The 13,467-nt window shown below is 65.1% G+C and carries 12 protein-coding genes; 5 read left to right on the top strand and 7 right to left on the bottom strand.

Translation table 11 applies throughout. The features are described 5' to 3' along the window. Window positions 1-32 precede the first annotated feature (32 nt). The gene (locus tag KUW62_RS10355) at window positions 33-1,754 is read left to right on the top strand and encodes a hypothetical protein (protein WP_224815406.1); all 1,722 of its coding nucleotides are present in this window, start codon (window positions 33-35) and stop codon (window positions 1,752-1,754) included. After that, window positions 1,754-2,782, top strand: a complete 1,029-nt coding sequence (locus tag KUW62_RS10350) for an SUMF1/EgtB/PvdO family nonheme iron enzyme (RefSeq protein WP_224815405.1) — start codon at window positions 1,754-1,756, stop codon at window positions 2,780-2,782. The genes KUW62_RS10355 and KUW62_RS10350 overlap by 1 nt, the downstream gene beginning before the upstream one ends. Before the next feature lie 88 nt (window positions 2,783-2,870). Here the strand turns inward: KUW62_RS10350 and KUW62_RS10345 are convergent, their stop codons facing one another. The 5 genes from KUW62_RS10345 to KUW62_RS10325 form a co-directional block, all read right to left on the bottom strand. Beyond that, window positions 2,871-4,310, bottom strand: a complete 1,440-nt coding sequence (locus KUW62_RS10345) for a hypothetical protein (RefSeq protein WP_224815404.1) — start codon at window positions 4,308-4,310, stop codon at window positions 2,871-2,873. Between the two features lie 274 nt (window positions 4,311-4,584). Then, complete coding sequence (locus KUW62_RS10340; RefSeq protein ID WP_224815403.1) at window positions 4,585-5,316, bottom strand: SDR family oxidoreductase; 732 nt, start codon at window positions 5,314-5,316, stop codon at window positions 4,585-4,587. After that, complete coding sequence (locus KUW62_RS10335; RefSeq protein WP_224815402.1) at window positions 5,313-6,611, bottom strand: FAD-binding oxidoreductase; 1,299 nt, start codon at window positions 6,609-6,611, stop codon at window positions 5,313-5,315. The genes KUW62_RS10340 and KUW62_RS10335 overlap by 4 nt, the downstream gene beginning before the upstream one ends. After that, window positions 6,608-7,018 carry a GtrA family protein gene (locus tag KUW62_RS10330; protein WP_224815401.1) on the bottom strand — a complete coding sequence of 137 codons (411 nt, stop codon included), beginning with the start codon at window positions 7,016-7,018 and terminating at the stop codon, window positions 6,608-6,610. Before KUW62_RS10330 ends, KUW62_RS10335 begins: the two co-directional genes overlap by 4 nt. Next, window positions 7,015-8,556 carry a UbiA family prenyltransferase gene (locus tag KUW62_RS10325; protein ID WP_224815400.1) on the bottom strand — a complete coding sequence of 514 codons (1,542 nt, stop codon included), beginning with the start codon at window positions 8,554-8,556 and terminating at the stop codon, window positions 7,015-7,017. Before KUW62_RS10325 ends, KUW62_RS10330 begins: the two co-directional genes overlap by 4 nt. A gap of 74 nt (window positions 8,557-8,630) precedes the next feature. Here KUW62_RS10325 and KUW62_RS10320 point away from each other — a divergent pair, with 74 nt between their 5' ends. Continuing rightward, window positions 8,631-10,154, top strand: a complete 1,524-nt coding sequence (locus KUW62_RS10320; RefSeq protein ID WP_224815399.1) for a tetratricopeptide repeat protein — start codon at window positions 8,631-8,633, stop codon at window positions 10,152-10,154. 33 nt (window positions 10,155-10,187) lie between these two features. Here KUW62_RS10320 and KUW62_RS10315 read toward each other — a convergent pair whose 3' ends face one another. Together KUW62_RS10315 and KUW62_RS10310 are read right to left on the bottom strand one after the other, a co-directional pair. Then, entirely contained in the window at window positions 10,188-10,772 is a 585-nt protein-coding gene (locus KUW62_RS10315; protein WP_224815398.1) for a peroxidase-related enzyme, read from the bottom strand. 49 nt (window positions 10,773-10,821) lie between these two features. Further along, the gene (locus tag KUW62_RS10310; RefSeq protein ID WP_224815397.1) at window positions 10,822-11,667 is read right to left on the bottom strand and encodes an AraC family transcriptional regulator; all 846 of its coding nucleotides are present in this window, start codon (window positions 11,665-11,667) and stop codon (window positions 10,822-10,824) included. Window positions 11,668-11,817: 150 nt separating this feature from the next. Here KUW62_RS10310 and KUW62_RS10305 point away from each other — a divergent pair, with 150 nt between their 5' ends. Both KUW62_RS10305 and KUW62_RS10300 read left to right on the top strand, forming a co-directional pair. Then, window positions 11,818-12,654, top strand: a complete 837-nt coding sequence (locus KUW62_RS10305; RefSeq protein WP_224815396.1) for a phytanoyl-CoA dioxygenase family protein — start codon at window positions 11,818-11,820, stop codon at window positions 12,652-12,654. A gap of 91 nt (window positions 12,655-12,745) precedes the next feature. Further along, window positions 12,746-13,423, top strand: coding sequence for an MBL fold metallo-hydrolase (locus tag KUW62_RS10300; protein ID WP_224815395.1), 678 nt, complete (start codon window positions 12,746-12,748; stop codon window positions 13,421-13,423). The last annotated feature ends 44 nt before the right edge of the window (window positions 13,424-13,467 follow it).

Here is a 13,467-nt window from a genome sequence, read left to right as displayed (position 1 = left end):
GACCCTTTTTTGACCGATGGAGCTTGCCCGCCTTGTTGCGCCCCTTCTTCCGCTTTCCGCTTGCCACCACCTGTGCCGCCCTTTCCGTTTCGGCGCTGAGCCTTCTGCCTGCCCATGCCCAGGGCATCGAATTGCCCGACGCCGCCACGGCGGAAGCGCAGTTGGCGCAGTTCAACGCCAACGTGCCCGGCTCCATTTTCGCGATGCAGCCGTTCCGAAATGACCAGACCCTGTCCGACGAGGAGGGCACGGCCTACACGCTGACGTCCCTCAATCCGCACGTGAATTCGTGGTTCATCCTCGAAATCACGCCCGAGGGCGGGCGCTCGCGCTTCGTGCATTTCGAAAACGGCGCGCCCGATGTCTGGAACATCTCCCTGATCGAGGAGGATGGCCCGGCGCTGTTGATCGAGGGCGACGGGGACAGTTTTGCCTGCGCGCCCTGGGATGACGGAGAATTGGAGGAGGCGCAGGAAAGCTCCCTCCCCTTCGCGCCGGTTTGTGACTGGAGCCTTTTCGTCCGCAACCCCGTCTCCGGCAACCGCACAACGCGGGAGGCGGTGGCGGAATTCCTGCGCGACAACGTGATCTTCGGCGAATCCATCGTGAACCTGATCAAGGGCGCGTTCTTCGAGGATGCGTTCATGATCTCGTCGGAAGGCGAGGAAGAGGTTGAGGAGATTGATGGCGTCGAGCTCCTGGGCAATGCCCGCCTCGACAGCACCCCGAACATGCGCCCCTATATGGGGTTCGAGTTGGTCGGGACCGATGCGGGCGCGATGACCGCCGGTGCGTGGTACGAGGTGGAGGACAGCCCCGGCATCTACGCCTCCGTCATGCAGCCGGGCATGATCGCGAACGAGGTTTTCCAGGTGTCCGGTGCGAACGGGCTGGACGGGATCGAGCGGCGCGCCGATGTCTACCTCGTGGCCTTCGACATGGCGCGCTTCGACATCGGTTATGAGCTTGGCACGGAACATCCGCGCCTCGGCTGGTCGTCCCGCCCGTCCAATCGCCACGGGCAGGGGCGGGGCCCGGATGGCTTCGACCGGCCCGACCCCGTGGTGCGGACCGGCATGCTCAACCCCGCCTTCGTGGAGCGTGTCGCCGCGACCTTCACCGGCGGGTTCAAGCGCGACCACGGCGCGTGGCGCTTCGGCAATTACGCCACGTTCAATTACGGCCACCATTACGGGTTTATGCAAAACGGGGTCCTGATCTCGCGCCTCTGGCCCAACCTGGCGACCATGTACCTGACACAAGACGGCGAAGTGGCCATGCGCACATGGCGTGAAGAGGACGAGGCGCTGCTGCCCGAACTGACCTTCGCGCGCCAGAACGGCGTGGCGATCATCGAAGACGGTGTGCCGGGCCCGCTCGTGACCTCCTGGGGGGGCGGCAATTGGTCGGGTGATGCGAATGCCACCCTGCGCACCCTGCGCGGCGGGGCCTGCATGCGCACGGTCGAAGATCGGCAATTCCTGATCTACGCCTACTTCTCTACCGCCACGCCGTCCGCCATGGCGCGCACGTTCCAAGCCTATCAATGCGACTACGCGATGCTTCTGGACATGAACAGCCAGGAGCACACTTATATGGCGCTCTATATCCACGATGAGGACGGCGATGACGAGATGGAGGTGCAACACCTCGTCTCCGGCATGGCCGAGGCGGATCCCGACAATGGACGCATCCCGCGCTTTATCTCGGCGCCGGACAATCGCGACTTCTTCTACCTGCTGCGGAGGGAATGATGGCACTTGCAACGACCTTGAAGGCCACGCTTGCGGCGGCGGTTCTGGCAATGACCGGCGGTGTCGCCTCGGCCCAGTCGCTTCAGGAACGCAATGAGCTTCTGTTCCAGCAATTGCGCGAGATCCGCGGCCTCTCGCAATCGGAGGTCAACCGCGTCCGCCAGATTTTCGCCAATTCGCCCAATGGCTGGATGGGGCAAGGCAACCCTGCGGCGACGCAACACCCCCTAACCCCGGAAGAGGCGGCCGCGCGCATCGGCGGTTCCGTGGAGCAGGTGCAGGCCAGCTACCGCAACCGCGAATACGAACGGATCTGCGGCGGGCGCTACATGGTGCCGCTTTATGATCCCGAAACGCAGACGCCGCGTGACGCCACGGTCTGCGCGGACATGTTCGAATATCCCAATATCCCGATGGTCTATCCCGTGGTCTGGGTCCGCGCGAATGAGGCTGCGGCCTTGTGTGCGGCGGAGGGCGCGCGGATCGGGGACGCCCATGAATGGGAAGGGGCGGCGGCGGGTCAGCTTCTGCCGCCCGACTACCCCTTCGACATGATCCGCGGCATGGGTGCGTCGGCCGCCGTGAACACGATGCGGAACTGGCACAACAATCACTACGCCAATACGCGCGGCACCTATTCCATTGGCGCGTGGCAATCGGGCGTCTGCGCGACGGGGTCGTTCAAGAACGCGTCGTGCAACGGAGGCAGCTTCCAGGGCTGCGGGTCCAACACCTATCCCGCCGGCAGCTTCCCGTCGTGCCAGTCGCCGCTTGGTGTGTTCGACATCGACGGCAATGCGGCGGAGCATATGAACCTGCCCCTCGCCCCGGACCAGATGGCATCTGCAGGCTCCACGACTTTGGGCGTGACGGAAATGAAAGGTTCCTGGTTCATCTGGGACACGATTCGCGCCCACGAGCACTGGGCCCGCTGGCGCGCGCCGTTCTGGCACGGCACCCGCGTGTTGAGCGAGGGCAGCCACCGGAACTATCACCTGGGCTTCCGCTGCTTCCGGGATGTGCGCTAGACGCCGTTCCCGCATCGACCCGCACAAAGCAAAACGGCGCCTCTGCAGGCGCCGTTTTAATTTGGAATGAAGGGCTTGGCGCGTGGCGTTAAAGCGAGGCCAGCCGGATCGTCGCCCCCGACAGCGCGCCGTCGGAATTCAGGAACCCGGCATACCGTTCATCGGTCAAGAGATCCCTAAGATCGACCGCCTCGCCGTTCACGAAGGCCGTGCGGCTGACCAGGCGGATGCCGTGGCTGTAATCGGCGTAGGACCCGCCATGGACCGTCGACAGGGGCTGGATCGCGCGGCCATTGGTGCGGTGCCAGCCATAGATCGCAACGCTCGACGGGTTGCGGCCGAGGCGGTTGGCGATCACCAGGTCCTTCTTGTGACCCGCCACCAACATGCCGGGACGCGCGCCCGCGCGGGCGAATTGCGCGTCCACCGTCTCATCGTGGCGCACGAAATAGCTGGTCGTCGTCATGGATGCGCCCGGCGTCATCGGTGACGGGGCCACGCGCACATCGGCCTGACGGTAGATCGCGTCGACCATCGTGGTCGTCGGCAGCATCATGTCGAATTCGGCGGCCACGCGCATCGCGGCGGGCAGGCCAAGCGGGACGCGCACGTGGTCTGCATCCGATCCGATGGCGAGGTAATCCGGCGTCACACAGATCGTCACCGTGACCGAGCGGCCGTTGACATTGCCGTCGAATGTCACCGGGTGTAGGTCCCGCAGGAAGCCCGGGATGTTCCCGTTCAACGCCTGTTGCACCAGCGCGTTGTCGCGGCCCGAGCCGGACCCGTTTCCGACGCTTGCCATGACGGCAGCGCCACCTGCCGCATTGCCGGGACGGCGCGGGATTTCGCGGGCCAGCCGGGCGGAGCATGTGCCATTGCCGCCCCCGGCGAACAGGCCGCCACGGGGGCTTTCGCCGACGCCACCAAGCGCCTCCGGCGCCTCGGCGCGGGCCACTTCGATATCCAGAATCTCCGGATCGGCGGCAACGCGGACCGTCAGATCGTCGGGGCGAAGGGCGGGACGCGGGCTGATTGCGGCCAGAAGCGGGCTGGTCTGCGGCCCGGTTTCCGGGTCAGGCCAGGCGGGTGTCGTGGTGACGATCGGGCGCGCCACGGGGCGCGGCAGCGACAGAAGCCGGTCGGGCGTCATATAGCGGGCCACGGCGATCACCTGAGGCTCGGCCGCATTGTCGGGGCGGTAAGGCGGCACCACGGCGGGGCGGCCTTCCACGACATTCACGACATCGGTGTCATTGGGCCGGGGCGTTACATCCGCCTCCGGGAACATCGCGGCGACGTCCACCGGTTGCATCTGCGGTGCTTCGCGGGTCTCGGGGGCCCGGTCGATCATCACCGACACGGTCGTGTCAAACGGCACCGGCGCGGGCAGGGCCGTCGCAGGCTCTGCCTCTGCCGGGTCGGCGGCAGCCAGCTCCGCGACGATCGCGCTGCGCTGCGCGTCCATCGCGTTGGACAACACCACATAGGTGCAGGCCGACGTGATCATGGATGATGTGAGAACCATCGCAAGAACGCCTTCGGGGCGTTCGAAGAAACGAGGCCCGCCCGGGGCCTTCACGGATTTTGAGCGCGCGAAAAGCCGCGCGGGAATTGTCCCATTCATGGTGAGGCACTGCCCCTTTTTTTGTCGTCGCGCGGTGCCTTGCCGCGCCTCTGTCCCCTCGGTCTTGTCTTGGCCTATTCTGGAAGTGTTAATTTGGCAACAACACGGAACCAGATTGTCTAAAACCCCTTGCCTCTTGCGCGGATTCTCGCCAGCCGCGTCGCCCGAATTCCGCCTATAGCGATGTTTTCTTGAAGATCGGCTCGGGGATGTTGTGGATCACCGCCATCACCACACGCCAGATCGGGCGGGTGTAGATGACGTTCTTCTGTTTCTCGACGGCTTTGAGAATCGCCGCGCCGACCTCGTCCGCGTCCGCGGTCAACGGCCCGGGCAGGTCCATGCCGTCGGTCATCGCCGTACGTACAAATCCGGGCAGAACCGTCACCACATGCACGCCCCTTTGTGCCAGTCGATTGCGCAGGCCCGACAGGAACGCCGTGAACCCGGCCTTTGCGGAGCCGTAGACGTAATTCGACGCTCGCCCCCGGTCGCCCGCGACGGAGGAGATGCCGACCAGCGTTCCCGATCCGCGCGCTTCCATCGCGTTGGCGAGATACGCAAGGATGGAGGCCGGGCCTTCGAAATTCGAGCGGATCACCAGCGCTGCGCCAAGCGGGTCGGCGGCGGATTGATCCTGATCGCCCATCGCGCCCACGGCGCAGATCGCAATCTCGGGCAGGGGGATGGCAGTCACGAAATCCCCATGGGTGTCGGTGGCCAGCGCGTCGAATTCGTGGATGGTAACCTCCACCCCGAAGCGTGTGCGCAGATCGGCGGCGTCATCCTCGAGCCTCGTCGCGTCACGGGCCGCCAGTTGGATCGAATGGCCTGCTTCCGCGAAAGACCGTGCTACCGCGCGCGCCATAGTCGACGCCGCACCAAGGATCAGGACCGGGCCGCTCATAGACCCAGCCTTTCCGATTGGACGGAGGCGAATTGCTCCGACAGGCCCGCCTGCCTGCGCATGGCGGCAAACGCCTCGGCCCGCGGATCGGCCTTGGCCACCGCTTCGGGCATACGGGCGTCCTTGGCGAGGTAGAAGCGCCCGCCATGGGCCAGGGTGATGTCGTCCAATCTGCTCATCAATGTCAGGTTCCGTTCTGTCGCGGGGAAATCCAGGGCCAAGGTGTAGCCGGGCATTGGGAAGGAAAAATGGCCCGATTGCGGCCCGAAGCGTTTCAATACGGACAAAACTGAGCCGCTTTGCGCGTCGGCGATGGTTTTCATCAACGCGGCAAGCCCCTCTGCCGCGCGATCCTCGGGCAGGGCGCATTGGAATTGCACAAAGCCGCGCCGCCCGTAAAGCCGGTTCCAGTTCGCCAACGCATCAAGCGGATAGAAATAGCTGTCCCAATCCACGACGCGGATACCGGCCTTCCTTGCCCCGCGCCGCCAGTAGATGCCGTTCATCGCGCGCAGCCACAGGCCCCGGAACAGGAATGGCGGGGCGCCGAAGGGGATCGGAAGCTTGCCCTTAGCCCGCACGTCGAAGGCTTTTTCGAACCGTGGCACGTCTTCCGGCCCCGCATGCTCCCCCAGAAGCAGCAGGGAATGGCCGTGATGCGGCCCGTCGGAGCAATCAATCCACGCTACGGAATAGGTCGCGTCCTGTGTCTGCTCGAAGGCTGCAAGCGTCTGGGACAAGGATGTCAGCGCCCACGTTTCCTGCCTGATCCACATCGTCTCCACCTTCCGCAGGCGGATCTGGGCGCGCAGGATCACCCCGGTCAGACCCATGCCGCCGAGCGTCCAGTGGAAGAGATCGTCGTCCGGCGTGACCCGCGAGACTGTGCCGTCGGGGCCCATGAGGTCGACCCAATCCACGCAAGCTCGGAACGACCCGTCGACATGGTGGTTCTTGCCATGGACATCCGCCGCGATGGCCCCGCCAAGGCTCACGTATTTGGTGCCGGGCGTGACCATGGGAAACCAGCCGCGGGGCAGGAAGGTCTGGATGATGTCGCCCAGAAGCACACCGGCCTCCGCCACCAGAACGCCGTCCTTGAACGACAGCATCCGGTCCATGCCGGTCATGTCGAGGGTCTGGCCGGTGTTCAGCGCGGCATCCCCGTAGGCCCGCCCGTTGCCGCGCGCGATCAGCGGGGCCTCCAGCACAGCTGCGCGCACGTCCGCTTCCGATCTTGCTGTCACCACCCGGCATTCGGCCATCGGGAACCGGCCCCAGCCACCGATCTTCATGTCGCGCGGTCCCGGAACACGAAGCGGCGGTCGAGCTGATACTTGGTGATATACCCGATGCTCAGCCCGATCACCGCGCCTAATTCGCGGGCGGCATCGGTGCCCCAGATCAGCCAGAACGCCGTTTCCGTCACCCAGAAGATCGCCGTCGTGACCAATCCCATCACGGTGTAGAGGCCGAATTGCCGCCCCTGTGCCGCCGCGCCCGCCGTCTGGTCGTAGAAGATCCACCGTTTGTCGAGCACGTATTTCACGACCAGCCCCGCCAGCGTGCCCGCCGCAAGCGCCAGCGCGAACCACAGCCAATTGTCGCCGCCCAACAGCACGACCCGCTGCACGGCAAGGTTGATGGCCACCGCCACCACCGCGAACGCGATGTAGCGTGACACCAGCATGGTCCGGCTCATAGGAACACGGCCCCCGCCACCAGGATCGCGCAGAACAGCACGACGAGCCGTGAGGTCGGGTTCGTCAGGGAATAGACCATCGGATCGTCATGCATCTGTCCCCGGTCAGCCACCAATACCATCCGGCTGACCCAAAAGATCAGGAGCGGGCACACACCCCAAAGCAGCCAGGGCGTGCCGAATTTCGCCTGCGTGGTCGGCTCGTCCACGTAAAGCGCGAGCACCAGCACGGCGAGGTAGCCGGAGGTGATCGCCATCTGGCTGATGATGCGCCGATCCTCCGGCACGTAGCCGCGCCGCGACGTCTCCCGCCCCGCCGTTTCCGCGTCGGTCAGCTCCGCCAGCCGCTTCACGGCGGCCAGCGCGAAGAAGATGAACATGGAAAACGCGAGGATCCAGACCGACAGGCCCGATCCCATCGCCACCCCGCCCGCAATGATGCGCAGCGTGAAGAGGAACGCCAGAAGGCAGATATCCAGCATCGTATGGCGTTTGAGGCGCACCGAATAGGCCACCGTCGCCACGAAATAGAGCGCCACCGTTGCCAGAAGCGCGGCCGAGACGAGGAGCGCCGTACCCAGCGCCACCAGCAGCAGGACCGGGATGGCCAGCGTGCCCAGGGCCGGGGACAGAGCGCCCGACGCGAAGGGCCGCGTCCGTTTGCGCGGGTGGGACCGGTCGTCCGACAGGTCCAGCAGATCGTTGATCAGGTAACCGGCGGATGCGGCGGCGCTCAACGCGACGAAGGCCGCCATTATCGGAAGCAGAGAGCCCAACCCATGGCTCGGGTCGGCGATCAACGGCACCAGCACCAGAAGGTTCTTCAACCATTGCTGCGGACGGATCGCGCGGCGCAGCGCGCTGTGGGGCGTCGGACGGTCCAGATGCTCGACCGGGACATCGCCCGCATCAAGGGCCGCGCGGGTCCGGGCGCTGGCGCCCACGCTGATCGCGCGCTGTGCGTCGGGCCAGACCTCCAGATCCGCCGCGCTGTCGCCGATATAGACGAAGCCCTTCGCCCCGAACCTCTCGGTAAGGAAACGGGCCTTCTCCGCACCCTTGAGGTTGCGCGACCCGTCGGAGCCATGGACCTCGTCAAACAGCTCCAGATGGTCCGCGATCTCCGTGGCCAGCGCCTCGTCGGTTGCCGTCACCAAAGCCGTGCGCCCGCCCTTCGCCCGCCAATCCACCAGCCTTTGGCGCACCTCCGCGTCATAGGGCAGGGTGGTCACGTCGATCTTCGCGTGGCGCGCCAGTGCCGCTTTCAGGGCCGCTTTGCCATTGCTCAGTTCGCCCAACGCCCGGTATGCGCTCCAGCCGCCTTGCGACAGGGCGGACCACAGACTTTCGTACAGCATGTCCGAACGCAACAACGTCCCGTCAAGGTCCACGACCAGCACGGGGGCGTCGGCCTGCGCGGGCGACGGCGCGGCTTGTGTGGGGGTCTGGTCGGTCAGCGTTTCGTCCCGGTGGCGTGTCGTTGGGAAAATGCCCCAGTGCAATGCCCTTTGGCCAGTGCTTTCTGCGCCGTCTTGCATGCCTTGAGTATCGACAGGGCCGGGGTCGCTGGCTATCGTTCCTGGAGACTGATTTGATTGAGGAAATTACCCCCATGAAGCTGCCATTTGCGATCCGTTCGATTTTTCTTGTCTCCGCGCTTGCGCTGGGGGCCGGTGGCGTTGCGGCGCAGGAGGATGCGGGTGCAGCGGACCGCGCCGCGGCGGTGGAGGAGGCGATCGCCGCCTTGCAGGCCTTGTCGGCCGCCGATGAAGGGCCAAGCGAAGCCGATCTGGCCGCCGGGCGGGCCGAAGCCGTGGAAGACGCACAAGCCGCCTTCGCGGCCTTGGCCGCAGAGACGGCCGCCCGCGTCGAGGTGGAACAGCAAGCCGCCCGTGAGGCCGCCGTAAGCGCCGCCCAGGACGCCTTTGCCGCACTGGCCGCAGAGACCGCCGCGCGCGTGGAGGCTGAAGAGGCAGCGGCCCGCGAAGCGGCCGTGACGGCGGCGCAGGATGCGTTCGCCGCCCTGGCCGCGGAAACAGCCGCCCGGGTGGAAGCGGAAGAGGCCGCCGCGCGTCAGGCCGCCGTGGAAGAAGCGCAATCGGCCTTCGCGGCCCTGACCGAGGCGCGCGAAGCCGCCCGGGCCGAAGCGGAAGCTGCCCTTGCCCAATGCATCGAGATCGCAGGCCCCCCCTCGGCGGAAAACTATCCCAGCGAAGAAGCCCAGGCTGACGCGCTGATGGCGCTCCGCGACGCGCTTCCGTTCTGCCGGGACGCGGCGGAGGCGTTGCCGGATGAGGGCGCGCCGTTCTTCCACCTGGCCACGGCGGCGCAGGCGTCGGGGCGTCATCGCCGGGCGGTCCCGCTTTATGAACAGGCCGCCGAGAATGGCGTGGCCGCCGCCCTGACGCGGCTTGGCGACTACCACAATTTCGGCCTGCGACCCGTGCGCGAGGATGTGGAGGAGGCCGCGCGGCTCTACCGTCAGGCGGCGGCGGCCGGCGATCCGGCGGGGACCGCGACACTTGCCTTCATGTACCGGCTTGGCCGTGGCGTTCCGCGCGATGCGGGCGAAATGCTGCGCCTGATGACCCAGGCCGCCGATGCGGGCTATCCCTTCGCGCAATTCAACCTCGGCCGCACCCTGTTGAGCGGGGATGGCGTTCCGGGCGGATCGGACGAAGCCTTGGGCATTCCCGACGCGCGCGCTGCCGTGCCGTACCTAGTGGCGGCGGCGAATTCCGGCAATCTCGAAGCGGTGCAGGACCTGATCGGGCTTTATTCCGACGGGGCGGAGGGCGTGCCCGCCAGCGATTTCCTGCGCGGCGGCTGGGTGGAAATCCTGGCCGATAGCGGTGATCCAAACGGCATTGCGGCGCGCGCGTTCCTTTATGAACAGGGCATCGGGCGCGGCGCGGACCCGGTGCTTGCCGCGCAAGGCTATGTGGAGGCGTTGGAGACGGGCGAAGTCGACATCTCAGACATGCGGGGCACAATCGACGGGCGCACCCCGCCATGGGATCGCGATACCGCTGTCGCATTTCAGGAAATCCTCGCCGAACGCGGGCTCTACACGGCGGCGATTGACGGGGACATCGGACCGCGCACACGCGCGGCGGCGCGGCTTCTGGCGGAGTGATCCGCGATAACGTCGCCCCGTAACGCCTTGGACTTAAACGTCTTCACCGCGTGACATGGCGTGGTATTCCGGGTTCGGCATCATGTCGGACGCGATCGCGAAGCGGTTGGACATGTTGAAGAAGCCCACGACGTCGGACAGATCGAAAATCTCCTCCTGCGTCAGACCGGCCTCGTGCAATTTCTCCCGATCCGGCGCGTCGACCTCCCACGGCGCGGTGGTCAGTTTCCATGCGAAATCCAGCATCGCGCGCTGCCGCTCGGGCAGTTCCGCCACGCGGTAATTCATCACCAGCATCTCCCCCAGATGGGGATCCCCCGACAGGGCGCGCACGGCCTGTCCATGGGCCACGAGGCAATAGAAACAGCGGTTGGCCGAGGACACGACGACCGCCACCATCTCGCGTTCCAGCTTGCTCAGCCCCGAAGGCGCGAGCATCAGCGTGTTGTAATATTGTCCAAAGGCGCGCAGCTTTTCCTGGTTGGCGGAAAACGTCCGCAACACATTGGGCACCAATCCCAGCTTTTCCTGGCACACCTCGAAATAGCGCTTGGTGTCCTCGTCGAGTTGGTCGAAATCCGGCAAGTCGTAGATCGAGATGTGATCGGGCTGTGGCATGGCATCCTCCGCTTGCGCGACGGTGCCAAGACGGGCGGGGCTTGTCCACTCAGATCGGAGCGTCGATGGGGGCCGGTTTGGCGTGGCGCTGGCGATAGCCGCGTGGGGTCGTGCCGTATTGCTCGCGGAATAACTTGTGGAAATAACTCAGGTTTTCGAAGCCGCAATCTTCCGCAATGGCGGCAATCGGATGGGCGCTTCCGGACAGCATCATGGCCGCGTGCTGGATGCGGATACGATTGACGTATTGGGTAGGCGACAGGCCCAGATGGCGCCGCGCCTCCCGGCAGACATGGGCCTGCGACCGGCCCGCGGCGGCGATCAACCCTTCCGCACCCTGCCGAAACACCCGCGGCTCCCGCGCCGCATGCGCCGCATGAATCAACCAGGTGGGGGCGCGGTCTTGGGCGCGGGCGGTGGCGTCGAGCACGTGGGTCATCATCGACAGGAGGAAATGTTCGATCCGCGCAAGGCTGCGGTGGCTTGATTGCAGGGTCAGCATGGCATTGACGGCGCGTTCCTTCTGGAACCCGCCAAGGCGCAGGGACATCGGAAATTCCGTGCTCGCCCAGAAGAAATTCCCCGCAATCTCATCCCCGTACCGCGCCACAAGGTGATCCGCGCTGGCCTTGCGGAACATCACGTTCAGGATACGCCCGCCGGTTCCGGGGGCGGCTTGCAGCGCGTGGCGATCCGCGGGCCGGATAAACGTCAGATGCCCGGGGTCGAGCCGTTCCTCGAGCCCGTTGATCCAATGGTGAACCTGCCCTTGTTCCACCATGAACAGCTCGTAATAATCGTGGCTGTGCTCGATCACGGGGGGCGTTTCGGGCAAGTCCTTGCGCACGAAATGATAGGCGTCACCGGCGCGCAGATAGGTATCAATTCTGAACAATTTTTGCGGCAAACGCATGGGAATAAGGGCTTTTCTGCACCTGCAAAGTCGCAATCATTATCAAAATAGAACACGTTTTCGTCAAGGGCGGGTCTGCAAAAGCGGCAATTCGCTGCTCTATGCTGACCGTGACATGGGGGGACATGTGGGATGAGACTGGCGCAGGAGCCATTGGATTTGGGGTTCAAGCCCGCCGCGGCCGAGCGCGCCGCGCGGCTGAGCGCCGGTGACATCGCCCATTACAATGCCCACGGATTCGTCCAGCCCTTTCAGATCTTTGGCGCGGACGAAATCGCGCGTATCCGCACCTATTTCGACCGGCTGATGGACGATATGGGCGAGGCCGGGGCCTATGGAATCAACTGCTACCAGGCGCGCATGGCGGGGATCTGGGATATCGCGACGGATGCGCGGATACTGGACCTTGTTCAGGACATTATCGGGTCCGACATCATCTGTTGGGCGAGCGCGATTCTGTCAAAGAAACCAGGGGGATCGCGCAAGGTGCCGTGGCACCAGGATGCGTCGTTCTGGAAGCTGTCGCCCGCGCGGACAGTCACGGTCTGGCTGGCCATCGACGATGCCGATGCGGAGAACGCGGCGATGCGGTTCATCCCCGGCACCCACGACAAGGGCGAGATCGAGACCGCCGACATGGGGGCCGACAGCGTCTTTCACAAGGGCATCGCGGAGGCCGAGCGTTTCGGCGCGCCCTTCGTCAACACGTTGAAAGCAGGGCAAATTTCGCTTCACGCCGACATGCTTGTCCACGGATCGGAGATCAACAGGTCGAACCGCCGACGCTGTGGCCTGACCTTGCGCTATTGCGCGCCCGACAGCCGGATCACCGATCCCGAATGGGCCAGGGGCGTTGAGGCAATCATCGCGCGCGGTCAGGACCCAAGCGGCCATTGGCAGCACCATGCCCGGCCCGAAAACGACGATATCCGCGCCACCAGCAGCCCCCATGTCGTGGGGAACAACTGATGTCGGGAAAGTGCAATTTTCGGCAAAACGGGCGGGATATAGGACCGGTATATTCCCGGTATAGGGTTGGTATAGACGCGGGGCTTGACCGATGGAGCTGACCTGGTTCGGACATGCCGCGTTCAAGTTGACCGACACGAGCGGCTTTTCCGTCATCACCGATCCCTACACGCCCGAGGGCGTGGGCTATGCGCCGATCACGGAAATGGCGGACGTGGTCGTGATTTCCTCGGACGATGACGACGCCCATTGCCGCGCCGACCTGATCGGCGGCACGCCGGAGGTCATCAACGCGCTGCACGTCGCGCAATCGGGCGGAACGGGGGGCGAGGCCCTGCATGTGACCGCCATCGAGGCGGCGGAATGGGACCACCACCCCGAGCACGAGGTGCCGGGACAGAACGGGATGTACCGGTTCGAGATGGACGGCATCAAGATCGCCCATATGGGCGATGTCGGAAACCCGCTGACCGATGCACAACAGGATTTCTTTGCCGATACCGACGTGCTTCTGGCGCTGGCGGGCGGATACCTGACCATCGAATTGCCGGACCTGATGGAGATGATCCACCGGGTGCGCCCGAAGCTGATCATCCCGATGCATTTCCGCACGCTGACCTACATGCCCCGCAATACCATGTGGATCGAGAGTTTCCTGGCAAATTTCCGTGACGACGCGGTCGATTTCGCCAGTGCGCACACCATCGACGTCTCCGCGCAGGATTTGCCGGATCGCACCCGCGTCATGGTGATGGATTACATGCGATAGCCCGCTGCGCCTGCGGGCGCTGCGGGTACAATACCCCACCGGGA

The organism is Hasllibacter sp. MH4015 (assembly GCF_020177575.1).
Taxonomy (GTDB): Bacteria; Pseudomonadota; Alphaproteobacteria; order Rhodobacterales; family Rhodobacteraceae; genus Gymnodinialimonas.
This window is presented reverse-complemented; position numbering and strand designations above follow the sequence as displayed.